The following is a 25468-nucleotide window of genomic DNA, read 5'->3' as shown; positions in this document are numbered from 1 at the left end:
GCGCCTCCCGGGAGCGGACCGGTTACCAGAGGACCTCGCGGCGCGGGGTGATCTTGTCCGGCGGGAGGTGCCCGATGGTCTCGAGCACGTCGATCTCGATGGTGCGGGAGATCGCGGTCATGGGGACGTCGTGCACGTCGTCGCTGAACGGGTCGGCCAGGTCCTTGCCGACCTGGACGGCGAGCAGGTACATCATCCCGACCAGGCCAGACCCGATCGGTGTCAGCCACTGCAGGTCCTGCACGATCGCGAGGGGCAGGACGATCGCGAAGGTCCGCGCGAAGAACGAGGGCAGGAAGCGGTACTGCACGGGCAGCGGGGTGTTCTTGATCCGCTCGAGGCCGCCCTGGGCGTCCGCCAGTGTCGCGAGCGTGGTCTCCATCTGCACGCGAGGCAGCTGCTCGATCATCTCGCGCCTGCGCGCCTCGGTGACCAGGGTGCCGATGTGGTTGAGGACCGCGTTGGGCCGGTTCGTCGCCGCCCGCGCCCGCTCCTCCGCGTCCGCCGTGAGGTAGCGCCCGAGCTCGGGAGGCGTGTCCTGACCGCGGAGGCTGGTGCGCAGCACGTGGACGTAGGCGGCCTGGGCCCGGACGAGCTCGTCGACGAGGTCCGCACGTGCCTGCGGGGCGTCGGTGTCGATGAGGGTGACGGCCTCGCGGGCCAGGTTGCGGGAGTGGTTGGTGATCGACCCCCACAGGGTGCGGGCCTCCCACCAGCGGGCGTAGGCGGCGTTCACCATGAACCCGAGGAACAGCGCGACGGCCGTGCCGTACAGCGTGTACTGGATGGTGATGGACTCGAAACCGAGCCACCCGCGCATGTAGGCCACCGTCACGACGACGTCCCAGGTGAGCATCAGCAGGACCGGCCCGAGAAGGCGACGCCACGCGGGGACCGCGGTCGGCAGGTTCGCAACGATCACCCCAAAATCCTGACGGGGCGCTGGTAGGGCGTCCGTCACAGTGCGGCGCCGGCCCACTGCCGTTGGATGTCTTCAGCCCAGCGACACCGGCAGCGCCCTCGCCACGCACGGCAAGCCCGCAGCGCGCGAGACGCCAGCCGCGTGAACTGATACCGCAGCTTCTCGGCCACCGGGAGGGACCGCGCCGCCGAGCAAGCCCAGAGACCGGGCCACGCGACCGCGTTCGGCCCGACTCCGACTGGCTGAGCGCCGACTTCACCAGAAACCGTCATGGGGCGCGGGCGGCGGCTGCCGGGGGCCGGCCAGCCGTCGGAGCAACTTCATCCGAGAGGCGCCAGCGGGCCGTCCGACCGGATCGCCTCACCCCGCGAGAACAACTTGGTAACAAACAACTGTGCACTGATGTCTTGCGCGTCTGGATGGCACACGATTCTCGACGGCTCATTCACAGATGCACTGGGGGAAACAATGGCGCGCAACACCGGGCGGTTCCACTTCGACGGAGGAGCCGGAACCTACTTGGGAACGGGCATCCTCGCGTTGCTCATCACGGTCTGCACGTTCGGCATCTGCTATCCGTTCGCTCTAGTGCTGAAGGAGCGCTGGCGCGCGAAGCACTCGTACATCGACGGTCAGCGCCTCGTCTTCCTGGGTTCCGCCTGGGGCTTGTTCGGCAACTGGATCAAGTGGCTCCTGCTCAGCATCGTCACCCTCGGCATCTACCTCTTCTGGGTCGGTCCGCGCATTGCCCGGTGGAAGTGGGAGCACACCGACTTCGATCCCACGTGGCGGCCCAACACGCTCCCCGGGACGCACGCGAATTCGCCCGGGGTTGCATCCAGCGGCGCGAATCACGCCGCGCTGGGTAGCGGCACCCCCGGGTACGTCGCGAGCCCTGCCCAGCAGCCTCGCTACCAGCACTCGGACCAGCCTCAGCGGTAGACGGCGCCGCCCGGGCCTCGCGCCTGGCGAGCCCACTGGGTTTCGAGGCTCGGCGCTGGCGCGCCTCACACCTCAACCGGCGACGACTCAGCCCAGCAGCAGCGCCACCCCTAGCGACACCGGCAGCGCGGCGACGGTGGTCACGAAGATGGCCTCGCGGGCCATGTCCTCGCCGATCCGGTAGCGGGAGGCGTGCACGAAGATGTTCTGCGCCGTCGGCAGCGCCGCGACGATGACGACGCCGAGCAGCAGCGTGCCGTCGAGGCCGAGCGCGAGCCCCACCAGCCACGCCACCAGCGGCATCACCAGCAGCTTGAGCGCCGACGCGACCGCGACCTCGGCGTTGTGGCCGGACCCGCCGACCGGGGGCGCGAGCCGCATCGCGACGCCGTACGCGAGCAGCATCGCGGGCACCGCCAGGCCCGCGAGCAGCGACAGCGGCTCCTCGACCAGCGCGGGCAGCCGCCACCCGGTGAGCGCGAGCAGCAGCCCGATGGCGGCACCGACGGTGAGCGGGTTGGTGACGATGCGGCGTACGGCGGCCCAGAAGCCCGAACCCCGCCCACGGCGCCGGTCGAGGTAGGCCAGCGCCAGCGGCTGCACGAACAGCATCTGCACCAGGAGCGTCGGGACGACGACCGCGACGTCGCCGACGACGAACGCCGCGACCGGGATGCCGAGGTTGCCGGCGTTGACGTAGCCCGCGGTCAGCGCGCCGATCAGCGCCTCTCCCCCGTCGCGGCGCAGCACCAGCCGCGCGACGAGCAGGTAGGCGACCATCGCGACACCCAGGGACACGACGGCGGTGGCGACGTTGGCCGCGAGGTCGGCGTCCATCTCGACGTCGGAGATGACCAGCAGCATCAGCGCGGGGCTGGCTGCGAAGAACGAGACGTCGTTCAGGGTCCGGCGCCCGGCGTCGTCGACCAGCCTGAGGTGTCCGAGCAGGACGCCGACCAGCACGACGCCGACGACCGCGGCGAAGCCCGTCAACAGGTCCACTGGACACCTCCCCGGCACTTATGCGATAACTACGTCACTCATCATACAAGTAGGAGTGATCCCCGTGGCCGACGCCATCCGTCATCTGACCCTCTCGCACGTCGTCCTGCCCATCGACAACCCCGTCAGCGACGCGAAGGTCCTCACCGGGCGGCAGAAGCCGCTGACCGAGACGGTGATGCTGTTCGTCGAGGTGCTGACCGAGGACGGTCACCAGGGCATGGGGTTCAGCTACTCCAAGCGCGCCGGCGGGCCAGCGCAGTTCGCGCACCTGCGTGAGGTCGCCGAGGTCGCGATCGGGCAGGACCCCTCCGACATCGCGAAGATCTACGAGTCACTGATGTGGGCAGGCGCCTCCGTCGGCCGCTCCGGTGTCGCGACCCAGGCCGTCGCCGCCCTCGACGTCGCGCTGTGGGACCTCAAGGCCCGCCGCGCCGGGCTCCCCCTGGCGAAGCTGCTCGGCGCGCACCGCGACTCGTGCCGCGTCTACAACACCTCGGGCGGCTTCCTCCAGGCCTCCGTCGAGGAGATGAAGGAGAAGGCCACCGCCTCCCTCGAGGCCGGGATCGGCGCCATCAAGATCAAGGTCGGCCAGCCCGACTGGCGCGCCGACCTCGACCGGGTCGCCGCGATCAAGGAGCACCTCGACGACGTCCCGCTCATGGTCGACGCCAACCAGCAGTGGGACCGCGCCCGCGCCCGCCGCATGTGCCGCGAGCTCGAGCAGCACGACCTGGTGTGGATCGAGGAGCCCCTCGACGCCTGGGACGCCGTCGGCCACGCCGACCTCTCCCGCACCTTCGACACCCCGATCGCCACCGGCGAGATGCTGACCTCGGTGGGTGAGCACATGGCGCTGATCGACGCGGGATACCGCGGCATCGTGCAGCCCGACGCCCCCCGCATCGGCGGCATCACGCCGTTCCTGAAGTTCGCGACGCTCGCGAACCACGCCGGTCTGGCGCTGGCGCCGCACTACGCGATGGAGATCCACCTGCACCTCGCGGCGGCGTACCCGACCGAGCCGTGGGTGGAGCACTTCGAGTGGCTGGCCTCGTTGTTCGAGGAGCAGCCGGAGATCCGTGATGGGCGGATGTGGGTGCCGGACCGTCCGGGTCTGGGGTTCACCCTGACTCAGCGGATGCGGGACCTGACCGAGGAGACCGCCTCGATCGGTCGCCCGTGACCAGGACCCCCGGCGGCCTGGCCGCCCGCGTCGTGTCCGGGTTGAAGGACCGGGTGCTGGCCGGCGACCTCGCCCCCGGCACCCGCCTGCCGAGCGAGGCGGAGCTGATCGAGACGTACGGCGTCTCGCGGACGGTGGTCCGCGAGGCCGTCGGCCAGCTCCGCGCCGAGGGCTTGGTCGAGACCCACCAGGGACGCGGCTCGTTCGTGCTCGCCGTCCCCGAACCGTCGACGTTCTCGCTCGAGTCGTCGGCCATCCGCTCCCAGCACGACGTCCTGGCCATGCTCGACTTCCGCCTCGGCGTCGAGTGCGAGGCCGCCGCCCTGGCCGCTCGCGCCATCACCCCCCAGTCAGCTGAGGCCGTCCGTACGGCGCTCGCCCAGCTCGAGACCGCCGCCCCCGAGGACGCCGTCGAGGCCGACTTCGCCTTCCACCGCGCCATCGCCGCCGCCACCGGCAACCGCTTCTACCTCGACCTGCTCGACTCCCTCGGGCCGATGATGATCATGCTGCCCCGCACACGCCTCGGCGACGCCCACTCCCACTCCGAGGCCCAACACGTCGCCCGGGTGCAGCGCGAGCACGCACAGGTCGCGAACGCCGTCTGCGCAAAGGACGTCGATACCGCGCGGGCGGCCATGCGGGTGCACCTTGGGAACACGCGGCGCCGACTATCGCTCTAGTTGACCCGATCGGCGCACTTCGTCGCCATGTCTAGTTACACAGACGTGCCATGCAAGTACTAATAATGAGTTGACACAGTCTCGCGCCGACGCCCTGGGGAATAGGCCCCTGTCTAGGGAGCACGTTCCTGTCAGGAAATGGTGCGAAAGTGCTCGATCCGGGCCAGCCAGTCAAGCGCGCGGGAGAGCTCAAATCGTCTAATCGTGCTGCAGAAGAAATTCCTCCACCTTATCGAGCACGAAGTCAGACGGATTCTCGCCGCGCTCGAGAATGTCTAGCATTTCCAGCAGGTCTGCCAGCGTGACGAACAGAATTACCTTTCCACTGTGGTTATATATCGTGTTGCGTTGCCTGTAAGCCGACTTCTTAGGCTCTTTGTTGCGACAAAGCATCGCAAGCTTCCCCCACGGGCTTCGAAGATAAATACCGGCCTGGTTCACCTCGTCTTTTCCGATACCGGACTTGTCATAGTTCTTGAACTCAACAGGAATCAGCCGCGCCTTGTAGTCCGCGTGAAGGATGCCCCAAGTCGAACTCGAATCTCGAACTCGGTTGGGGAAGACAGCGTCACGCCGCTCAACCCCCTCCAATGTTCTCGACTGAACCATCGCGGGCTCAAGAGGAGGCACAAGTACCGCCTCTAGAACCTCCAATCCGACTTGCTCGAACTTGGACCAGCCATCGCTCCCCGCTGGACACTCCCCGAGGCGTTTACGCAAGTCGTTGTAGTTGACGCCCATCATTACCAATCCTTTGACGGGTCAGTCGTGACGCCCTTCACGCGTGCTAGCGATCGCAATCTGGGCGCGTCGAGAACTTGCAGCTGCGTGCCGCTCGCACGGAGTTGCTCCAAAAATCCTCGCGTCACAGACGTGAGTTGAGAAGTCGTGACAAAGAGGCCAACGCCCTGACGAGGTTTCAAATAGTCGGCGAACGCTGCCATATCGCGCGGACTCACTCGCTGCGCCCTTCCGGATGCAATCTTAATGAATACCGGCACCGGTAGCAGCAGTTGCAACTCATCCTGATAATAGCCATGCAGGTCGACTCCACTGTCCGCCGAACCGTCCGTGCGCTCTAGGACATAGCCACACGACTGTAGAAACTCTTCAACTAGACTCTCAAATTGATTCGGAGCCATAGAATTTAGGTTGAAACTTTCCCAACCGTCCATGACTCGATTGAAAATCCGATCGACATCGACGGTGCTGCCTGCGAAGTAGACCGCTTGCCTTCCCGCCAGTCCGACCGGCACCTCGGCAGCCTCCAGCAGAACTGGAACAATCTCAATATCGCGGCGATCGAGCGCGTTCGAAAGTTCCGCGGCCACCATGCGCGAATGCATGGAAGCGCGCGAGACAAGGATCACCAGCACGTCGCGTGACGAGATTGCATCAGCTACAGTTTCGGCGATAGAATCGCCCGGGTTGATTCCTTGCTGATCACGCCAGACGTTCAGCCCCCTCTCAATGAGCCCTTCAGTAATCTTCAAGGCCGTCTCGCGGTCAGCGAGTGCGTAACTCAGGAATATCGTTGGAGCGGTCGCCAGCGCGGACATGCGCCAAACCTAACCCATGCGACCCCATGAGACCTGGGCATGGCCGCAAAAACGCAGGAAGGCAGATTGGGGGCGGACCATGCTTCGTCGCCGAGGATTCTCAAGAGACTCGGTGAAGGGCTGCACTCTGTCGCTTAGTGCTCCCACACGCGAGAGCGATGTCCGACAAAGACCGCCTCTAGTCCGGTCTCCGCTGCCGTTCTTTGACGCAGACCAGGTCTGACGCGATGCGGCGATCTGCACTATGGCCGAGAGGATGACGCCGAGGTGGGAGTTGAACGGAATCGATGACCGACCTGTGCTAACAGGTCCCCGCCACCATCGCCGCACCCTTCACTTCGCCTCAATAAGTTGGCGTTGACTCACCACAACCTTGACCGAGTCGACCGCGACCCACCCCGACCGGGGACGCTGAGACCGCGAGCGGGGCTATGCGGGACCACCTGGGAAACCCGCGGCGGCGGCTGACGCGGTAGTTTCAGCGGGCCCCTGCGGGCGGTCATTGGTGGCGGTTGGGCCCGCACCGGCGATGTCTAGGTCTAATCGAGCGCGCGACATACGGACGCGAGCGCCCGGCGTGTGTGCCGCTCGACGGTGATGGCGATGTCGAGGGCTTGGGTGAACACGTGGTCGAGGGCGCGGATGGCCGCGGCGCTCGTCGGAGTGGTGGGCCTCACTGCGACGCTGCGGCCGACGTCGGTGGCTTGGGGTGCGGCGACGATGAGTACTGCAGCTGCGCGTAGGACGAGTGCCGCGTACGTCGGGCTGATGTCGCAAACGAACCCGTGGGCGACCTCGTTGCGAAGGTTGACGCCGATGGGTCCCAGCAAGAGCCACCTCAAGAACCATGCCCATGACTCGTCCAGGGCGAGCCGCTCGAGGTTCTCCAGAAGGCTGTACAGCCCCACATAACCTCCCGGGTCCTTGCCAGCTTGGACGCGGTAGATGCCCTCGTCCAGGCTGCGGAGCAAGCCACGTGCGGCTGCTTCGATCTTGGGAAGTACGACGTGGACCGATGCTTCGTAGTCTTCATTCCAGAAGTGGTGTAATCCGCGGGCGAGGCTCCGCGCCAGACGTGTGTCTGCTGCCCCGAGATCGAGCAGGAGACCGGTGATATCGTCGGTGCTCGGTCGGCCGTATCTGGTCTGCATGCGTACTAGTGCGATCGCGAGGTTCCGGCCATGAAACTCGGCCCGCATCTGGGTCACTTGGGCCAGATCGTGCTTTGCCTTGGCTTCGTCGGAGTTGAGTGTGACGACCGGTAGCCCGTCGGCTCCGTGGAGAGCGGTCGGGAATAGCCTCGACAACATGCTCCAGAGCGGTCGCGCGGAGGAGCGCAAATCCGTGACGTCGCCACTGGGGACCTCGGAGGTGAAGAAGTAGCCGAGCGCGGCGCGCCAGTCGGGTGAGCGTGTAAATCGTGCTAGGTAGCTTTCTGGAACCCAGGCTGGAAGGGCGCTTTCGGTGCGGATGACTTCCATGGCGAGATCATCGGGACTGATGGTTTGCATCTCTGCGGTCAACTCGGCCGCGCGGGCGGTGAGTCCGCGGCTGTCCGCGAGTTGGATCGCCTCCTTGAGGTGATGCATGCGTGAGGCTGGATGTGTGGCTCGTGCAGAGTTCCGGTGGTGCGCCTCGACCTGATCGAGGTCGATCTCCCGTATCCGTGCGGCGAGCTCAGGTGTTCCGTTGCCGTGCTCGGCGGCGGCCTGCCGCCGCCGCAGGGTGGCGAGTTCTGCCGCCAGGTGACCGCGGACCTCGACAGCTGCCATCTGGTCTAGGTACTGGCTTGGTGTGGGGGCGTCTGCCGGGACTGAGGCCTGGGTTGGCTCGCATAGGGCTGAGATGAGGGGGTAGAGGACTCCGGGATGAGACATGCCGTCGCCCGCGAGTAGTTCGCTGGTTCGACGGTGCAGTTCGGCGAGCACCGCTTCTTCGGCTGTGGTGTTGCGAGTGAGGCGTGCGAGGGACCGGGCTCGCATCAGGCATGCCGTGGTGGAGAGGTCATCAACCCGTCCGTCGATGGCTTCGAGGTAGGCGTTGATGGCGTCGCGCGCGTGGGTGCCGACCTTCCCGTCGCGGACGGTGAACAGCAGGTCGTTGATGCGAGCTCGTGCGGCGGGTGCGGTCAGGACGGGACGCACGGCTCGCCAGAGCGCGATAAGTTCCGGGTCGCTGTCCGCGATGGGGACCACGCCGGCCCAGGAGAACTGGCTGTCGCTGCCGAATGTGCAGTCGGGAAGTTGACCCAGCGTGGAGACGGTGAGCCCGTGTACGCAGGTATCGCGGAGCGCGTTGATAAGCGGTGTGGGTGGAGCCGGGTCGAGTTCGGCCACGGCTTGCTCGACCAGGCTCCAGCATCCCCAACCATCGACCAGGTCGGCGAAGACGACATCGAGGACCGCGGTTGCGGGATCGAGGTCGTCCGGTTCGAAGACGTAGGGGTCCGGAGGGACGGGCTCGTCACCGTCCACGCACTCCGGGTCGCGTGCCGGGCTCGTGTCGGTGAGGTCCGCGGCGGGCGTCGCGAGGTCAGCTTCGGCCCGTGCGTCTGAGTCGTGGCCGGTCGCAGGTGCGGGGATCGGCGGGGACGGGTCGTGCGGTGGACTCGTCATAGAACCATCTTTACGTGTCGAGACGAGGTTGTTGTACGAGTTTCGCGGCCGCACGCCCCCGGCGTATGTCAGCGCCGGCCAGTGCGTGATGGTCCGGTCGAGGTGCGTGTTGGGGCGCGGCGGCCGTAGAACTACCCAATGGCGGCCCGCCAGCCTCTGCAATCTCGGTGACGATGCTGATCGTCTCATCAAGGTTCTCTGCGGGTTGCGATACCCGCCAGGGCCACGCCGAATGCGGCGTCGTCCATGTGATGGGGTCTTCTCGAGGCGAAGCGCCGACGGGAGGAGACGTCTGCGGCGTCAACGATGCCTTCGATCGTGGGCCAATTCGGCGCTGCGGGACGACGATCCCGGCTGTCGAAACGAGTCCGCCGAGCCCCTGTTCGTCTTTAGGCCGGATCAACGCAACTGTCGCAGGGGCGTCAAAGTCCAGGGTGTGAGCAGGAGACCCGAGAGTTTGCGTAACGCCGCACAGCGACAGCGACAGCGACAGCGACAGCGACAGCGACTAGGTTCTAGCCATGTTGCGCCGACTGGACATCAAGGACCCCTGGCGGTCACTGGATAGCGGGTTCTGGCCAGAGGACCTCCCGGCCGGTTGTAAGACGGTCGTCTACGGCCACAATGGAAGCGGCAAATCGACCTTGTCTGAACTGCTGTTGAGCCTCGCGGAGGACTCTGCCGCGACCAGCGTGGTGTGGGAGGGCGACGATAAGCAGCGCACCAACGTCGCTACAGGCGGGACAAGTCCGTCGCCTGCGATGGCGGTATTCACACGAAAGTGGGTCGAGGGAAACCTCTCCGCGTTCCTCGACGGCGCCAGCGCCTCGGCAATCGTGACGTTGGGACGTGAGGCCATTGATGCAAAGGAAGAGGAGGAGCGGCTGGTCGAAGAGATCGCGACCCTGCGTGAGCAGGCAGACGGGGCTGAGAAGCAGCGTGTCGCCGCCGCTAGCAAGGTCAATGCGTTAGCGAAAGGCGTTCAGGACAGAATCGTCGCCCAGCTTAGGGCGTTCGACTACAACCACTTCACGAGGAATCGCTACAGCGTCCCGAAGGTGCAAGAGGATCTCCGTTCCTTCAGAGGCGAAATCCCGGACAGCGAGGTCCACTCAGAGGCCTTGAAGCGGTTGGGCGAGGGCGCACCGGCGCCGGTCGCCGACGTAGTTCCGCCTCCCGCGGGCGCTGCCAGCAAGCTCGCTGACCTTGCGGATCTGCTCGCGGAGACGCCGACGCGGGTCGCCATCGCGGCGCTCGACGGCAATCCGATCCAGCAAACATGGGTTGAGCGCGGGCTAGCCCTACACGAAGGTGTCGACCACTGCTTGTTCTGCGATGGACTGGTCTCTGAGAAACGCCGGGCGCAGCTGGCACGGCACTTCGATGAGAGCTGGCTCAACATCCGTAGCAAGGCGAAGGAGCTCCTTGTCGTGATGACGCGCGAGAAGCAGGCGATCAGCGGCTGGCACGCATCCTTGCCGACTGTCACGAGTCTTGCGGGCGACCTCCAGGGGCCGTATGCCGACGCCCTGACGCTCGCCACAGACGACGTCAATTCGCGCATCTATGCCCTTGAAGCCGTTATGAGCGTACTTGATGCCAAGGCGGCGGACCCAAGTGCGACGCCCGCGGCACCGGATTGGCAAGTTCTCTCGGACGCGCCGTCCACGACGGTGCTCACTCAAGCCGTCGACGAACACAACGATCAGGCGCGTCGCCACGAGGAGGTGACGACCCAGCGGAAGGAGGCCGTTCTCGCCCATCTCATTGGTTCAGAGAGCGTAGCTTTCCAAGCCCTCGAGAAGCAGGCCGCAGACCTTGCCGAAATGACCGCGACCCGCAAAAAAGCGGCCGCGCTCGCAGAGACTCGATTGGAAAAGGTTCGAGAGGCCCAGTTCACGACTAAGGATATGGCCGACACGCTTACTCGTGATCTCGCTCGCGTCTACGGTAAGGACCATCTCACCGTGGCAGTCACTGCGGACGGCAAGTCATACGCCTGCCGGCGTGGTGACACGCCTGGTACCGACCTCAGCGAGGGCGAGCGAACCACCTTGTCCCTGCTGTACTTCTTGAGAAAGCTCGAGGACGAACAGGTGCCCGGCGGTGACCCATCGCAGCGGATCGTTGTAATCGACGACCCTTCGAGCTCGCTTGATCGCGAGGCGCTGTTCGCCACCCACCAGTGGCTCATCGACACCCTGAAGATTTTTGGGCAGTACATCGTACTAACGCATGACTTCAGTTTGCTCCGGTTGTTTGTAAAATCACAGAACAGCGCATGGGGAAAGTCGATGAAACGCATGACTCAAGGAAACGCCGATGAGATTCGCTTTCCGAAGGTATCTTTCTTGGAGATGTACGCAGCCTCATCGGACGGCGGCCGTCGGTCAAAGGTAGGCAAACTGCCGCGCCTGCTGCTCAATAATACTTCCGAGTACTCGTACCTCTTCGCAATGGTGATGGCCGGCGTGGCGGACTCTGAAGACCACGAACGCCTGTTCCTGCTCCCAAACGCAACTCGACGAATTCTCGAGGTGTTCGCCAGTTACAAGGCCCCGCACCTAGGCGATTTCTCGCGAGCGCTAGAGGCCATGGTCAAGGAGCAGGACGGGGAGCCATATCGCGACGTTTATGACTTTTGTAACCGCTACTCCCACGGCGAAGGAAGCGAGACGGTCGACGTTCTTGACGCGCGCGCGGTTCACGGTCAGATCCGACGCTGTATGGAGTTTCTGCAAGCTGTGGACAGCGAACACTTCGAGCGGATGTGTATGGCCACCGGAGTTGATCCTGCGGCGCTTACATAGCGCGTCCTGAGACGCCAGGATTCCTGTCGCCTGCATCGCCATCGACGCCGGGCCAAGTCACCCCACGTTGCCCGGGATACGATAATGCAGCACAGATTGGTCCGCTTGAGCTGAGGGAGCCGCCGTCACCACCTTGTGGTGTTTACCTCGAACCCCGGCTCAACACTCCGCATGTACGCCGTATCCGCGCGCTCGCGGAACCCGCAGACCTGCCACTGCTCGTGCAGCACCCCGAGCATGTCGCGGTCGAGCTCGACGCCGAGGCCCGGCGTACGCGGCACGGCGACGGAGCCGCCGGAGAACGTCAGGGCGCCAGGGACGATGAGGTCCTGGGTCTTCCACGGGTAGTGGGTGTCGCAGGCGTAGGTGAGGTTCTCGCACGACGCGGCGAGCTGCACCATCGCGGCGAGGCTGACACCGAGGTGGGAGTTGGAGTGCATCGAGAGCCCCATCCCCCACACCTGGCAGATCCCGGCCAGCAGCGCCGAGCGCTTCAGCCCGCCCCACAGGTGGTGGTCGCTCAGCACGACCTGCACCGCATCCTGGGCGACCGCCGGGGGCAGGTGGTCCAGGGCGATGACGCACATGTTCGTCGCCAGCGGCAGCGGTGAGGACGCCGCCACCTCGGCCATGCCGGGAATGCCGGGGGTGGGGTCCTCGAGGTACTCCAGGGTGTCCGCCAGCCGCTCCGCGACCCTGATGGACGTCGGCGGCGTCCAGGCGCCGTTCGGGTCCAGGCGCAGCGGCATGCCGGGGAAGGCGGCGGCGAGCGCCTCGATGGCCTCGCACTCGGCCTCGGGCTCGAAGACGCCGCCCTTCAGCTTCAGCGAGCCGAAGCCCCACCCGTCGACCATCCTGTGGGCCTGGGCGACGATGCCGTCGGGGTCGAGGGCCTCGCCCCAGGCGTCCGGCTCGGCGCCTGGGTGGCCGGCCCACTTGTAGAAGAGGTAGCCGGAGAACGGCACGTCGTCGCGGGCGCGGCCGCCGAGCAGATCGGCGACGGGGACGCCGGCGCGGCGTCCCTGGATGTCGAGCAGCGCCACCTCGAACGGCGAGTAGACGACGTCGACGGCGGAGTCGACGTCCAGCATCCCGCCGAACGACGCCCCCGCCTGGCCGCCGGTCTCCTTCGCGAGGACGGTGGTGACGAGGCGGCGCAGGCCGATGAGGTCGTACGCCGAGTGGCCGCCGAGCTCGTCGGCCACCGCCCGCAGGCGGGCGAGCTGGGCGTCGTCGCCGTACGTCTCCCCCAGGCCGAGCAGGCCGTCGTCGGTGTGGACCTCGACGATCGCCCGGAGCGCCCACGGCTGGTGGACGCCGACGACGTTGAGCAGGGGCGGGTCCGCGAAGGCGACAGGGGTGATCACCACCCGTGACACACGGGTGGTCGAGAGGGCGGACATCAGCTCGGCTTCACCGCCAGCACCGGGACGGGCAGCTCGAGGAGCAGGCGCTGGGCGTTGCTGCCCATGACGAGCTTGCCGACCGGCGTACGACGGCGCAGGCCGATGACGGCGAGGGTGACGGAGTGCTTCTCGGCGAGGCTCACGAAGGTGTCGACGAGGTGCGAGCCGTGCTCGGCCTGGTCGACGGTTGCGGTGACGCCGGCGTCCTTCGCGCGCTGGATCAGCGTGGAGCTCGCGGCGGAGTCGAGCAGCGAGCCGTCGACGGGAACGCCGCGGCGGGGGCTGTTGAGGATGACGGCGTCCTCGCCGCGCAGGCCGGCCTCGCGCAGGCCGGCGTCCAGGGCGGCCTCGCCCTCGGGGGTGGGGACGTATCCGATCAGGATGGTCACAGCGTGACGTCCTCTCGCTTGGAGTTGTCGTGCGCCAGGGCGGCGGTACGACGGTCCAGGACCAGCTTGACCAGCGGCAGCACCGCCACGATCACGAAGACCACCAGCAGCGTCGCAGAGATCGGCCGGGTGAAGAACCCGAGCGGGTCGCCGCCGAAGATCAGCATGGAGCGGCGGAAGTTGTCCTCGACGAGCGCGCCGAGCACGAACGCCAGCACCAGCGGGCCGGGCTCGAAGCCGGTCTTCTTCATCAGGTAGCCGACGACGCCGAAGAACATCATCACGAAGATGTCGAAGACCGAGTTGTTCAGCGTGTAGACGCCGAGCACGGTGATCAGCGCGGTCAGCGGGGCGAGGATCGCCGGGCGCACCCGCAGCAACCGGACGAAGATCCCCACCAGCGGGATGCTCAGCAGCAGGAGGAACAGGTTGCCGATGTACATCGAGTTGATCACGCCCCAGAAGATGTCCGGGTTGTCCTCGACCAGCGACGGGCCGACCCGGACACCGGCGATCAGCAGCGCGGCGTACAGCATCGCGATCGAGGCGTTCGCCGGGATGCCGAGCGTCAGCAGCGGGATGAAGGACGACGTCGCGGCCGCGTTGTTCGCAGTCTCCGGGGCGGCGACGCCCTCGATGGCGCCGCGGCCGAACCGGGACGGGTCCTTCGCGCGGCGCTTCTCTGCGGCGTACGCCACGAGCGAGGCGAGGACTGCGCCGCCACCCGGCAGCACGCCGAGCACGAAGCCGATGACCGAGCCGCGTCCGATGGCACCGGAGGACTGCTTGAGCTCGGCCTTGTTCGGCCAGACGTTGCCGACGACGGCCGGCGGCTGCGCCTTGCCGGCGCGCTGCTCGAGGTTATGCAGGATCTCCGCGACGCCGAACAGGCCCATCGCGATGACGACGAAGTTCAGGCCGTCCGCGAGCTGCAGGCTGTCGAAGGTGAAGCGCTCGGTGCCGGTGAAGGAGTCCCGGCCGAGCGTGGCGAGCAGCAGGCCGACGGCGGCGGTGATGAGGGCCTTGAGGGCGTTGCCGTTGCCGACGGTGGCGACGAGCAGGACGCCGAGCAGCGCGAGAGCGGCGTACTCCGGCGGACCGAAGCCCAGCGCCCACCCCGCGATGAGCGGGGCGATCAGCGACATCAGGATGATCGAGACGGTGGCGCCGGTGAAGGAACCGATGGCGGCGATGCCGAGCGCCGTCCCTGCCTTGCCCTTCTTGGCCAGCGCGAACCCGTCGAAGACGGTGACGACGCTGGAGGCCTCCCCCGGCAGCCGCAGGAGGACCGAGGTGATCGTGCCGCCGTACTGCGCGCCGTAGTAGATGCCGGCGAGCATGATCACGACCGTGACCGGGTCCTCGATCGTGTACGTGACCGGCAGCAGGATCGCGATCGTCGCCGCCGGGCCGAGGCCGGGCAGGACCCCGATGAACATGCCGATCAGCACGCCGATGAGGCAGAACAGCAGGTTCGAGGGTTGGAGGACCACCCCGAACCCCTCGACGAAGGCGTTGACGTCCATGTGGAGCTCCCGGGCCTAGAAGGCGAAGAGGTGGGGCAGCGGCACGCGCAGCCCGTAGAGGAACAGGGCGTAGAACGCGGCGACGGTGACGACCGAGACCACGATCGTGCTGCGCCAGGTCTCGCCGCCGAGGAACCGCAGCCACACCACGCACAGCAGCAGGGCGGGGATCTCGAAGCCAATCACCGGCATGAGGAACGCCAGCGCGACGAACGTCGCCGCGCCGACGGCCGGCAGCAGGCTCGCCCTGCGGAAGCGCTCGGAGTCGTCGAGCGTGCGGCCGACCACGAGCAGCGCGGCGGACAGGACGGTGATGAGGACGCTGACGATCAGCGGCCACATCCCGGCGCCGGGCTCACGGAGCGTTCCGAGGCCGTAGCCGAGCGAGAGCACGATGCCGCCGACGCCGAGCGCCAGGCCGACGAGGGCGCCGACGACCTGGTACGCCGTCCCGCCGGGGTCCTTCTCGTCCTCGAGGTCCTTGGCGACCTCGGCCTGGATCTCGTCGAGGAGGTCAGGCGCCGGGGTCTCGGCCGTCTGCTGGGCCTCGGCACGCTTCGGGTCGCTCATGGCGGCTCCTCCCTCTGCTCGTACGACGGTCATCGTGGTCCCTCCCTGCTCGTGCACCGGCCCGAGCGTCAGGACGCGTCGCCCAGGTTGATGCCGTACTCCTCGATGAGACCGGCGTACCGCTCCCGGTCCTCCTCCAGCTGGGCGACGACCTCGTCGCCGCTGATCTCCATCGGGGTGAGGCTGTTCTGCTCGTTGAAGGCCTGGTACTCGTCGGTGGCGAACGTCGCCTCCATGCCCTCGGTGAGGCGGTCGGTCACCTCGGACGGCGTGCCGGTCGGCACGGTCATGAACCGGTACTGCGCGACCTCGACCTCGAGTCCCTCCTCGGTGGCGGTGGGGACGTCGGGGAGGAACTCGACGCGCTCGGGGCCGAAGACCATGAGCGGGGTGAGGTTGCCGGACTCGACGTTCTCGATCGCCTCGCCGATCTGCAGGGCGGCGACGTCGACCTGGCCGCCGAGGACGGCGGTCAGCGTGGGCGAGCCGCCGTCGAAGGGGACGTCGGTCGCGTCGACGCCGAGGTCGCCGAACAGCAGCGCCTGGGCGAGCTGGGAGCCGGTGCCGACGCCGGTGGTGCCGTAGCGCAGCGAGCCGGCGCCCTCGAGGTCCTCCAGCGACTGGTACTCGGAGTCGGCGTTGGTGACGAGCACGTAGTCGTCGCGGGAGACGCCGCCGACGACGTCGAAGTCGTCGATGCTGGTGGCCTCGTCCTCGGGGACGGCGAGCGGGGTGATCGCGAACAGCGAGGCGTTCTGGATGGCGATGGTCGAGCCGTCGGGCTCGGCGTTCTCGAGCTCGCCGGCGGCCAGGGCGCCGTTCGCGCCGGGACGGTTGATCACCGGGAAGCTGCCGTCGAGCTCGTTGCCGAGCCCGTCGGAGACCGCGCGGCTGATCAGGTCGGACGAGCCGCCCGGGTCGGCGCCGACGAGCATCTCGACGGAACCGGTGGGGTAGGTGTCCCCGCCGCCGCTGCCGCCCGCGGTGTTCTGCACGCCGCTGCAGGCGCTGAGCGCGAGGCCGCCCGCGGCGAGGAGCGCCGCCGTCCGGAGCGGGGCTGCGAGCTTCGTCATGGTGTCTCCTGGGGTGTCCGTGGGGGCCACTGCGGAATCGGGTGCTGTGGTGGCCGTCACTGGACCGTACGTACGACCGTCGATGCCTGTCTAAGCCCTATCTGCTATTGCTTGATACTGTCACGGCATGACCGTGACCCTGGACCAGGTCCGCTGCTTCGTCGCGGTCGCCGAGGAGCTGCACTTCGGACGCGCCGCCGAGCGGCTGCGGATGACCCAGCCGCCGCTGTCGCGGCAGATCCAGAAGCTCGAGAGCCAGGTCGGCGCACAGTTGCTCGAGCGGGACAACCGCCGGGTCTCGCTCACCGCGGCCGGCGCGGCGTTCCTCGAGGACTCCTACCGCCTCGTCAACACCCTCGACCAGGCCGTGGCCCACGCCCGGCGCGTGGAGGGCGGGTCGGCGGGCACGCTGCACCTCGGCTTCACCGCGGTCTCCGCGATCGGGATCCTCGGCCCGCTGCTGGGCCTGCTCGGGCAGGACCTGCCGGACGTCGAGGTGATCCTCCACGAGCGCGTCACCGGCGGGCAGGTCGACGGGATCCGCCGCGGCGAGGTCGACCTCGGCCTGGCGCGGCCGCCGTTCGACACCTCGGCGCTGTCGTCGCGGGTGGTGGTCCGCGAGCCGCTACGGGTCGCCGTCCGGGCCGACCACCCGCTGGCGTCGGCGACCGGACCGCTGGGGCCGGAGGACTTCGACGGCCTCCCGGTCATCAGCTACCACCCGACGCAGGCGCGGTACTTCCACGAGCTGACCGTGCGGTTCCTCGTCAACGGCCACTCGCGGATCACCCAGAACGTGCAGCAGATCCTCACCGCGGTGCTGCTGGTCGCGGCGGGCGAGGGCGTGGCGTTCGTGCCGGCCACCGCCGCGGCGCTCGGGGTGCAAGGCGTGCGGTTCATGCCGCTGGCCCCCATGACCGACGGCCACTCCGACTCCGACCCCGCCCGCCCGGTGGAGCTGCACGCCATCTGGGCGCGCGGCACCATGACGCCGATGCTGCGCAACGTCCTGCACCTCGTGCAGCGGTCCGCGCAGCGGGTGGACGACTCGTACGCCTGACCCTCACCGGGTTTCGAGGCTCCTCGCTGGCGCTCGTCACACCTCAACCACCGGCGCGGGGGTTGAGGTGTGAGGGCCGCCAGGCCCGAGCCTCGAAACCCCCGCGCCCGACCGACTCCCGTCTCACCGGGTTTCGAGGCTCCTCGCTAGCGCTCGTCGCACCTCAACCACCGGCGGTGGATCGGAGGTCGAGGCGTGAGGGCCGCCAGGCCCGAGCCTCGAAACCCCCGCGCCCGACCGACTCCCGTCTCACCGGGTTTCGAGGCTCCTCGCTAGCGCTCGTCGCACCTCAACCACCGGCGGCGGCGGAGGTCGAGGTGTGAGGAGCGCCAGCGACGAGCCACGAGACCCGACGAGACTCCATGCTCTGCGGGACCTACTGCATGCGTAATGAGTGTTGGACGGGTATCGAGCGGGTGCCTAGCGTCACAGGGGTGCGGCGAGGGTCGTCGTACGGCCCGAGAGGAAACCCCGTGGCTCACCTCAGTCCGTCCGAGCTCCCCGCCGCCCTCGGCAGCGGGCTGCTGTCCTTCCCCGTCACCCACTTCACGGCCGAGCGCGAGCTCGACGAGGCGGCGTACCGCGAGCACCTCGCGTGGCTCAGCGGCTACCGGGTGGCCGGGCTGTTCGCCGCGGGCGGCACGGGCGAGGGGTTCTCGCTGACCCTCGAGGAGACCGACCGCGTCGTGCGCGCCGCGGTCGAGGCCGTCGACGGCGCCACCCCCGTGATCGCGCCCGCCACCGGCTCGACCGCCAACGCGGTCGCCCAGGCGAAGGCCGCCGAGGCCGCCGGCGCGGACGGCATCCTGCTCATGCCGCCGTACCTCACCGAGGCCAGCCAGGACGGGCTCGTCGAGCACATCTCCGCCGTCTGCGAGGCCTCGTCGCTGGGCGTCGTGTTCTACAGCCGCGCGAACGCCGTGCTGAAGGCCGAGGCGGTCGAGAAGGCGTGCGACCGCAACCCCACGCTGATCGGGTTCAAGGACGGCGTCGGCTCCATCGAGGAGATGACCCGCACCTACGCCCGCATGGGCGACCGCCTCGTGTACGTCGGGGGCCTGCCCACCGCGGAGGTCTTCGCGCTGCCGCTGCTGCAGCTCGGCGTGACGACGTACTCGTCGGCGATCTTCAACTTCGTCCCCGAGTTCGCGCTCACGTTCTACGACGCCGTTCGCCGCCAGGACCAGACGGCCGTCTACGCCATGCTGAACGAGTTCGTGATCCCCTACACGCAGCTGCGGGACGCCCAGCGCGGGTACGCCGTGTCGATCGTCAAGGCGGGCCTGCAGGTCATCGGCCGCCCGGCCGGGCCGGTGCGTCCGCCGCTGACGGACCTGACCGAGCTCGAGCTGACCACCCTGACCGACCTCGTGAAGCGCATCGGAGGCGTTCCCGCGTGACCCAGACCGACACCGTCCACCTCGTCGAGGCGGCCACCACCGCGGCCCGTGACGCGTTCGCCGCGCTCCGGGCCACCACCCCCACCGAGCGCGCGTCGCTGCTCGAGGCCATCGCGTCGGAGATCGAGGCCGACAAGGACGCGATCATCGCCGCCGCCGTGGCCGAGAGTCACCTGCCCGAGGGGCGGATCACCGGCGAGGTCGGTCGGACGACGGGCCAGCTGCGGCTCTTCGCGGGCGTCGTCCGCGCCGGGGACCACCTCGGCGTCCGCCTCGACCCCGCCCTGCCGGACCGCACCCCGCTCCCCCGCGCCGACCTGCGCCAGCGGATGGTGCCGCTCGGACCGGTCGCGGTGTTCGGGGCCAGCAACTTCCCGCTCGCCTTCTCCACCGCCGGCGGCGACACCGCCTCGGCGCTGGCCGCCGGTTGCCCGGTCGTCGTGAAGGGCCACCCGGCCCACCCCGAGACCGCCGCGCTCGTCGCGACCGCGGCCTCCCGCGCCGTCCAGGCCGCGGGCCTGCCCGCCGGCGTCTTCACCCTGCTCGACTCCCGCGAGACCGGCACCGGCTACGAGGTCGGTGAGGCGCTCGTCGCCGACGAGCGCATCAAGGCCGTCGGCTTCACCGGCTCCCGCGGCGGCGGCCTCGCCCTCGCCGCTGTCGCCGCGAAGCGCCCCGAGCCCGTCCCCGTGTACGCCGAGATGTCCTCGGTCAACCCGGTCGTCGTCCTGCCCGGCGCACTCGCCGATTCGGCAGAAACGGTGGAGAAGCTCGCCGCGGCGTACGTCGGCTCGCTGACGCTGGGCGCCGGACAGTTCTGCACCAACCCCGGCCTGCTGTTCCTCCCGACCGGCGAGGCGGGCGACGCGTTCCTCGCGGCCGCCGGGCGTGCCGTCGGCGAGGCGACCGGCCAGCGGATGCTGACCCCGGGCATCGCGTCGGCGTACGGCTCCGGCGTCGAGGGCGTCGGCGCCCTGGACGGCGTGAAGGTCGTCGCGAGCGGCTCCGCGGCTGGCGAGGAGGCCCCTGCCCCGGCGCTGGCGGTCGTGTCCGGCGACGCCCCGGACGACGCGTTCGAGGAGGTCTTCGGCGCGTTCGGCGTCGTCGTCCGCTACTCCTCGGCGGCCGACCTGGCCCCGCGCCTCGCGGCGATGGAGGGCCAGCTCACGGCGACCGTGCACTACGACGCCTCGGCCGAGACGGGCGACCCGGGCGACACCGAGGCCGCGCGCACCCTGCTGCCCGTGCTGGAGGACCGTGTGGGGCGGATCCTGTTCAACGGGTGGCCCACCGGGGTCGAGGTCGGGCACGCGATGGTGCACGGCGGGCCCTTCCCGGCGACGTCGGACTCGCGGACGACCTCCGTCGGGTCCCGCGCGATCGAGCGGTTCCAGCGTCCCGTCTGCTACCAGGACGTGCCCGCCGAGCTGCTGCCGGACGCCGTACGCGACGACAACCCGTGGGGCCTCGTGCGCCGGGTCGACGGGACGCTGGAGCTGCCCCGATGAGCAGTCCCACCGTCGCCCGTGTCGAGGTCGTCCCGGTCGCCGGGCACGACTCGATGCTGCTCAACCTGTCGGGCGCCCACGGGCCGTTCTTCACCCGCAACATCGCGATCGTCACCGACTCCGAGGGCCGCACCGGCCTCGGGGAGGTGCCGGGCGGCGAGGCCATCCGCAGCACCATCGAGGAGGCCGGCGAGGTCCTCGTCGGCCAGCCGGTCGCCCGGTTCCGGTCGCTGCTGCGGGAGGTCGCGACCCGGTACGCCGACCGCGACGCCAGCGGCCGCGGCGCGCAGACCTTCGACCTGCGGACGACGGTCCACGCGGTCACCGCGATCGAGTCGGCGCTGCTCGACCTGGCCGGCCAGGCGGACGGCGTCCCCGTCGCCGAGCTGCTCGGCGAGGGCCAGCAGCGCACCGACGTGCCGATGCTCGGCTATCTGTTCTACGTCGGGGACCCCGATGCGACCGACCTGCCGTACCTGCGCAAGGACGACGAGACCGACGCCTGGGGCCGGCTGCGCCGCGAGGCCGCCATGACCCCCGAGGCCGTCGTGGCGCTGGCCGAGGCGGCGCAGGAGCGGTACGGCTTCAGCGACTTCAAGCTCAAGGGCGGCGTGCACCCCGGCGAGGACGAGGTCGCCGCGGTCACCGCGCTCGCTCACCGCTTCCCCGACGCCCGCATCACGCTCGACCCGAACGGCGGCTGGCTGCTCGCGGACGCCGTCCGGCTCTGCGCCCCGCTCGGCGACGTGCTGGCGTACGCCGAGGACCCCTGCGGCGCCGAGGGCGGCTACTCCGGCCGGGAGGTGATGGCGGAGTTCCGCCGGGCCACCGGCCTGCGGACCGCGACCAACATGGTCGCCACCGACTGGCGCCAGATGGCCCACGCGGTGCGGGAGCACTCGGTCGACATCCCCCTCGCCGACCCGCACTTCTGGACCATGGCCGGCTCGGTGCGCGTCGCCCAGCTCTGCCACGAGTTCGGCCTGACCTGGGGCTCGCACTCGAACAACCACTTCGACGTCTCGCTCGCGATGTTCACCCAGGTCGGCGCCGCCGCCCCCGGCGAGATCACCGCGCTCGACACGCACTGGATCTGGCAGGACGGCCAGGGCCTCACCCGCGACCCGCTCGTCATCCGCGACGGGCAGGTCGCCGTCCCGGACCGACCCGGCCTCGGCGTCGAGCTCGACCCGGACCGCCTCGCGGCCGCCCACGAGCTGTACCTCGAGCACGGCCTCGGCGCGCGGGACGACGCGGCGGCGATGCAGTACCTCGTGCCGGGCTGGACCTTCGACCCGAAGCGACCCGCGCTGGTGCGCTGATCCACCAGTCGATGTCGGTGGGCACTCCTACGGTGGCCCTTCGCCGTCGACATGGGGGAACCTCATCGTGCTCATCGCCGCATTCCGCGTCACCGTCACCGTCCTGCTCCTCGTCGCCCTCGGGGCGTGTGGGGAGGACCGCCCGGAACGCGCCTCCACCGTCGAGTCGTCCGACGGGGTCGAGAACGAGCAGGGCAGAGCCGATGACGGCGAGCAGGCCGAGGCGCCCGCTGACCCCGCCGGCGAGCAGCTGACCGAGGAACAGATCCAGGCCGCGCTCCTCACCATCGAGGACCTCCCCAGCGGATGGACGAAGGAGGCGTCGGAAGAGGACGACGAGAGCGAGGACACCATCGATCCTGCGCGGTGCCAGGAGGTGCTCGACGCCCTCGACGAGGGCACCGGGGACCCTGCAGTGGACGGCGAGGCCGACTTCAGCAAGGGCGGGCCGTTCGGGACCTTTCTCAACGTCACGCTCTCGACCTACGACGAGGAGGTCGACGAGGACGCCGTGCAGAACATCTCGGACGCCTTCACCGAGTGCCCCGAGTTCACCACCACCGATGCTGCCGGAGAGGTCAGCGACGTGACGGTCTCGCCGGTCTCGTTCGCCAACCTCGGGGACCAGACGCTGGCCGTGAGGATGGAGTTCGCGTCGTCGGAGTTCACGATCCAGGTGAACGTCGCCTACGTCGTCATCGGCCACAACGTGCTGGCGTTCCTGCTCGGCGGAGTCGCGGGGTCGGACGCAGCCGAGCTCGAGGACCTCGCGGGCCAGGCGGTCGACAAGCTGGAGAGCACGACGTCCTGATCACGACCGGCCCGACCAGCTCGTGCTGGCGCCTGACGCCGTGAGCGTGGCGTGGGTCGCGGACCCGCGGCAGGATGGCGAGCCATGATGTTGCGGCAGGGGGAGAAGGTTCCGATGAAGGGCCGAACCATCACGGTGACCCCTCGTGCTTCGCGTCACTGCCGCCCGTCCGGGACCACCTCGTCGATGTGGCGCGGGCAGGCGAGACGCTCACCTATGGGCGGCTCGTCTCGGACCTCCACCTTTCCTACCTGCCGCGCGGACTCGGCCGACTCCTCGACCTCCTGTCCGAGGACTGCCGACGACGGGGAGAGCCGTCCCTCGCGGCACTGGTCGTCAGCGACTCGTCCGGCGAGGTGGGGTCGGACTTCGCAGGCAACCCCGTGTCCGAGCGCAACGCCGTCTACGCGTATTGGCGCACGACCGGAGGCACCTGACCTCCGACCAGGCCGACGAGGTGAGGGCCCACTTCCGGCGCTGATGCCTCGAGGCACTCGGCCCCGGCGCGGCCAGACGACTCCGCCTGTCTCGCCGTCAGCGGTGTGCGACCACGGCCTCGGCGCGGATGGCCTCTTCGAGCGACCACGTGCGCTCCGCCATCGCGGGGGTCGGTGGTGGCGCGTCGCAAGCTCCTCCGCGGCGACTGCCCTCGGAGATAGGTAAGCCTTGCCATATCCTCTGGACGGACGTCTCCCCCACCCGAACGAGGACCCTCATGCGCCGCCGCTTCGTGAGCCTGATCGCCTGTGCGCCGCTGGTGCTGACGACCGCCGGGTGCGGGATCTTCGGCTCGGGCGGCGAGGACGCCGACCTGCAGGTCTACTCCGCTCGCCACTACGACCTGGAGGAGGCGTTCGCCGACTTCACGGACGACACCGGCATCACCGTCGAGTTCCTGTACGGCGAGGACGCCGAGCTGCTGGAGCGCCTCCGGTCGGAGGGCGAGGACACCCCGGCCGACCTGTTCATGACCGTCGACGCCGGGATGCTGTGGAAGGCCGCCGAGGAGGGGGTCCTGGCGCCGGTGGAGTCGCGCGCGATCGAGACCGCCGTGCCCCGCGACCTCCGCGACCCCGAGGGCCGCTGGGCCGGTCTGGCGATGCGGGCGCGGACCCTGATGTACGACCCGCGGACCGTCGACCCCGCCGACTTCGACCCCGTCGACAGCTACGCCGGCCTCGGCGACCCGCAGTGGGAGGGCCGGCTGTGCATGCGCGACGAGACGTCGTCGTACGTGCAGTCGCTGGTCGCGAGCCTCATCGACACCCAGGGTCGCGAGAAGGCGCTCGAGACCGTGCAGGGCTGGGTCGACAACGACGTCGAGATCGTGAGCAACGACGTCGAGCTGCTCGAGACCATCGCCGCGGGCGGCTGCGAGGTCGGCATCACCAACCACTACTACCTGGCGCGCCTGCTCGCCGAGGACCCCGACCTGCCGGTGGCGCCGTACTGGGCCAGCCAGGAGGGCGACGGCACCCACGTCAACATCTCCGGCGCCGGCGTGGTCGAGGGCTCGGACGCCGCCCCCGAGGCGCAGCAGCTGATGGAGTGGCTCGCCACCGAGGGCCAGAGCGACTTCGTCGACGACAACCACGAGTACCCCGTCAACCCGGACGTCGAGCCCGAGGACCTCATCGCCTCCTTCGGCGAGTTCGACCGGATGCAGGTCGACGCGGCGGCGTACGGCGCCCGCAACGCCGAGGCCGTCGAGCTGCTCGACGAGGCGGGCTACCGGTGACCCGGACGGGGTCGTGACCGACCTCCTCGGTCGGGTCCCCAAGCCGCTGCCCGAGCTCACCGGGCCCACCCCGTCGCGCGCACGTCGCCGGCGGGCCGCCGGGTCGGGCCGACCGGCCTGGTCGCTGCTCGTCGTCGTCCTCGGCGCGCTGGTCTGCTGCCCGGTCGTGGCGGTGACCGTCTGGGCTCTCACCCTCGGCGACGACCTCGCCCTGCCCGGCGGCGTCGGCGCGATGGTGCTGACCACCGTCGCCCTGCTCGTCGGGGTGGGCGTGGGGTGCGCCGTCCTCGGCACCGGCCTGGCCTGGCTGGTCACGGCGTACGACTTCCCCGGCCGGCGGGTGCTCGAGGTGCTGCTCGTGCTGCCGCTGGCGATGCCGGGCTACGTGCTCGGCTTCGTCTTCCTCTCGACCTTCGACTACCCCGGCCCGGTGCAGACCGGGCTGCGCGGCCTGCTCGGCGACGACCTGCCTGCGCTGCCGGTGCGCTCGCTCGCCGGGGCCGTGGTCGTGCTGGTCCTCACGCTCTACCCGTACGTCTACCTCGTCGTCCGCGCCGCCTTCCTCGAGCTCGCGCCCGCCGCCTGGGACGCCGCCCGCACCCTCGGCGCCTCGCGACGCCGCGCCTTCCGCAGCGTGCTGCTGCCGCTCGCCCGGCCGTCGTTGGTCGGCGGCCTCGCCCTGGTGATGATGGAGACGCTCACCGACTTCGCGACAGTGCAGTACTTCAACGTCCGCACCGTCTCCGTCGGCGTCTACCTGACGTGGAAGGGCAGCTTCGACGTCGCCTCCGCGGTGTCGGTGGCCGTGCTGGTGCTGCTGCTCGCCGTCGCGGTGCTGGGGCTGGAGCGGACGCTGCGGGGCCGGGCCCGCTTCGCGCAGCGCGGGGGCGCCGGCCGCGGCCTGGAGCGCCGCCGGCTCACCGGGCGCCGCGCCGCCGCGGCGACC

Annotated in this window: 21 protein-coding genes; 11 read left to right on the top strand and 10 right to left on the bottom strand. The window is 69.1% G+C overall.

Going from position 1 to position 25468, the window contains the following annotated elements:
• Positions 1–22: 22 nt before the first annotated feature.
• Complete coding sequence (locus MJ876_RS19860; protein WP_240239049.1) at positions 23–922, bottom strand: bestrophin family protein; 900 nt, start codon at positions 920–922, stop codon at positions 23–25.
• Between the two features lie 468 nt (positions 923–1390).
• Here MJ876_RS19860 and MJ876_RS19855 point away from each other — a divergent pair, with 468 nt between their 5' ends.
• Positions 1391–1864, top strand: a complete 474-nt coding sequence (locus tag MJ876_RS19855) for a DUF898 family protein (RefSeq protein WP_240239047.1) — start codon at positions 1391–1393, stop codon at positions 1862–1864.
• A gap of 87 nt (positions 1865–1951) precedes the next feature.
• Here MJ876_RS19855 and MJ876_RS19850 read toward each other — a convergent pair whose 3' ends face one another.
• Entirely contained in the window at positions 1952–2866 is a 915-nt protein-coding gene (locus MJ876_RS19850; RefSeq protein ID WP_240239045.1) for an AEC family transporter, read from the bottom strand.
• A 64-nt stretch (positions 2867–2930) separates the two neighbouring features.
• Between MJ876_RS19850 and MJ876_RS19845 the strand changes: the two genes are divergently transcribed.
• Together MJ876_RS19845 and MJ876_RS19840 are read left to right on the top strand one after the other, a co-directional pair.
• Positions 2931–4052, top strand: coding sequence for a mandelate racemase/muconate lactonizing enzyme family protein (locus tag MJ876_RS19845; RefSeq protein WP_240239043.1), 1122 nt, complete (start codon positions 2931–2933; stop codon positions 4050–4052).
• Positions 4049–4735, top strand: coding sequence for a FadR/GntR family transcriptional regulator (locus MJ876_RS19840; protein WP_240239041.1), 687 nt, complete (start codon positions 4049–4051; stop codon positions 4733–4735). The genes MJ876_RS19845 and MJ876_RS19840 overlap by 4 nt, the downstream gene beginning before the upstream one ends.
• 198 nt (positions 4736–4933) lie before the next feature.
• Here the strand turns inward: MJ876_RS19840 and MJ876_RS19835 are convergent, their stop codons facing one another.
• From MJ876_RS19835 to MJ876_RS22405, 3 genes are all read right to left on the bottom strand, one after another.
• Entirely contained in the window at positions 4934–5476 is a 543-nt protein-coding gene (locus tag MJ876_RS19835) for a hypothetical protein (RefSeq protein WP_240239039.1), read from the bottom strand.
• Between the two features lie 2 nt (positions 5477–5478).
• Positions 5479–6294, bottom strand: coding sequence for a TIR domain-containing protein (locus MJ876_RS19830; protein ID WP_240239037.1), 816 nt, complete (start codon positions 6292–6294; stop codon positions 5479–5481).
• 539 nt (positions 6295–6833) lie between these two features.
• Positions 6834–8768 (bottom strand): DUF4209 domain-containing protein, encoded by a 1935-nt coding sequence (locus MJ876_RS22405; protein WP_240239035.1) that lies wholly within the window; start codon positions 8766–8768, stop codon positions 6834–6836.
• Positions 8769–9430: 662 nt separating this feature from the next.
• On the opposite strand from MJ876_RS22405, the gene MJ876_RS19820 reads away from it, so the two are divergent.
• Positions 9431–11719, top strand: coding sequence for an AAA family ATPase (locus tag MJ876_RS19820; protein ID WP_240239033.1), 2289 nt, complete (start codon positions 9431–9433; stop codon positions 11717–11719).
• Between the two features lie 125 nt (positions 11720–11844).
• On the opposite strand, the gene MJ876_RS19815 is transcribed toward MJ876_RS19820, so the two are convergent.
• From MJ876_RS19815 to MJ876_RS19795, 5 genes are all read right to left on the bottom strand, one after another.
• Complete coding sequence (locus MJ876_RS19815) at positions 11845–13089, bottom strand: enolase C-terminal domain-like protein (protein WP_240239031.1); 1245 nt, start codon at positions 13087–13089, stop codon at positions 11845–11847.
• 32 nt (positions 13090–13121) lie between these two features.
• Positions 13122–13514, bottom strand: coding sequence for a universal stress protein (locus tag MJ876_RS19810; protein ID WP_240239028.1), 393 nt, complete (start codon positions 13512–13514; stop codon positions 13122–13124).
• Positions 13511–15040, bottom strand: a complete 1530-nt coding sequence (locus MJ876_RS19805; RefSeq protein ID WP_240239027.1) for a tripartite tricarboxylate transporter permease — start codon at positions 15038–15040, stop codon at positions 13511–13513. The genes MJ876_RS19810 and MJ876_RS19805 overlap by 4 nt, the downstream gene beginning before the upstream one ends.
• A 15-nt stretch (positions 15041–15055) precedes the next feature.
• The gene (locus MJ876_RS19800; protein ID WP_240239026.1) at positions 15056–15610 is read right to left on the bottom strand and encodes a tripartite tricarboxylate transporter TctB family protein; all 555 of its coding nucleotides are present in this window, start codon (positions 15608–15610) and stop codon (positions 15056–15058) included.
• 68 nt (positions 15611–15678) lie between these two features.
• A complete protein-coding gene (locus MJ876_RS19795) occupies positions 15679–16683 on the bottom strand; it encodes a tripartite tricarboxylate transporter substrate binding protein (protein ID WP_240239025.1) in 1005 nt (334 codons plus the stop codon).
• 127 nt (positions 16684–16810) lie between these two features.
• Between MJ876_RS19795 and MJ876_RS19790 the strand changes: the two genes are divergently transcribed.
• The 7 genes from MJ876_RS19790 to MJ876_RS19760 all read left to right on the top strand — a co-directional run.
• The gene (locus MJ876_RS19790; protein ID WP_240239024.1) at positions 16811–17743 is read left to right on the top strand and encodes a LysR family transcriptional regulator; all 933 of its coding nucleotides are present in this window, start codon (positions 16811–16813) and stop codon (positions 17741–17743) included.
• 473 nt (positions 17744–18216) lie between these two features.
• Positions 18217–19143 (top strand): 5-dehydro-4-deoxyglucarate dehydratase, encoded by a 927-nt coding sequence (gene kdgD, locus MJ876_RS19785; RefSeq protein ID WP_240239023.1) that lies wholly within the window; start codon positions 18217–18219, stop codon positions 19141–19143.
• A complete protein-coding gene (locus tag MJ876_RS19780; protein WP_240239022.1) occupies positions 19140–20651 on the top strand; it encodes an aldehyde dehydrogenase (NADP(+)) in 1512 nt (503 codons plus the stop codon). Before kdgD ends, MJ876_RS19780 begins: the two co-directional genes overlap by 4 nt.
• Positions 20648–21973 carry an enolase C-terminal domain-like protein gene (locus MJ876_RS19775; RefSeq protein WP_240239021.1) on the top strand — a complete coding sequence of 442 codons (1326 nt, stop codon included), beginning with the start codon at positions 20648–20650 and terminating at the stop codon, positions 21971–21973. The genes MJ876_RS19780 and MJ876_RS19775 overlap by 4 nt, the downstream gene beginning before the upstream one ends.
• A 67-nt stretch (positions 21974–22040) precedes the next feature.
• Positions 22041–22784 carry a hypothetical protein gene (locus MJ876_RS19770; RefSeq protein ID WP_240239020.1) on the top strand — a complete coding sequence of 248 codons (744 nt, stop codon included), beginning with the start codon at positions 22041–22043 and terminating at the stop codon, positions 22782–22784.
• Between the two features lie 715 nt (positions 22785–23499).
• The gene (locus MJ876_RS19765; RefSeq protein WP_240239018.1) at positions 23500–24522 is read left to right on the top strand and encodes an extracellular solute-binding protein; all 1023 of its coding nucleotides are present in this window, start codon (positions 23500–23502) and stop codon (positions 24520–24522) included.
• Positions 24523–24535: 13 nt separating this feature from the next.
• Positions 24536–25468: iron ABC transporter permease (locus MJ876_RS19760; protein WP_240239016.1), on the top strand; the 933-nt coding region annotated here is incomplete at its 3' end.

This window comes from Nocardioides sp. CFH 31398, assembly GCF_022436705.1.
Taxonomy (GTDB): Bacteria; Actinomycetota; Actinomycetes; order Propionibacteriales; family Nocardioidaceae; genus Nocardioides.
This window is presented reverse-complemented; position numbering and strand designations above follow the sequence as displayed.

Excerpts from the sequence above, each read along its gene's own strand:
- MJ876_RS19855 (WP_240239047.1), top strand. The coding sequence starts at position 1,391 with ATGGCGCGCAACACCGGGCGGTTCCACTTCGACGGAGGAGCCGGAACC.
- MJ876_RS19835 (WP_240239039.1), bottom strand. The coding sequence starts at position 5,476 with ATGGGCGTCAACTACAACGACTTGCGTAAACGCCTCGGGGAGTGTCCA.
- MJ876_RS19830 (WP_240239037.1), bottom strand. The coding sequence starts at position 6,294 with ATGTCCGCGCTGGCGACCGCTCCAACGATATTCCTGAGTTACGCACTC.
- MJ876_RS19820 (WP_240239033.1), top strand. The coding sequence starts at position 9,431 with ATGTTGCGCCGACTGGACATCAAGGACCCCTGGCGGTCACTGGATAGC.
- MJ876_RS19805 (WP_240239027.1), bottom strand. The coding sequence starts at position 15,040 with ATGGACGTCAACGCCTTCGTCGAGGGGTTCGGGGTGGTCCTCCAACCC.
- MJ876_RS19800 (WP_240239026.1), bottom strand. The coding sequence starts at position 15,610 with ATGAGCGACCCGAAGCGTGCCGAGGCCCAGCAGACGGCCGAGACCCCG.
- MJ876_RS19795 (WP_240239025.1), bottom strand. The coding sequence starts at position 16,683 with ATGACGAAGCTCGCAGCCCCGCTCCGGACGGCGGCGCTCCTCGCCGCG.
- MJ876_RS19790 (WP_240239024.1), top strand. The coding sequence starts at position 16,811 with ATGACCGTGACCCTGGACCAGGTCCGCTGCTTCGTCGCGGTCGCCGAG.
- MJ876_RS19775 (WP_240239021.1), top strand. The coding sequence starts at position 20,648 with ATGAGCAGTCCCACCGTCGCCCGTGTCGAGGTCGTCCCGGTCGCCGGG.
- MJ876_RS19765 (WP_240239018.1), top strand. The coding sequence starts at position 23,500 with ATGCGCCGCCGCTTCGTGAGCCTGATCGCCTGTGCGCCGCTGGTGCTG.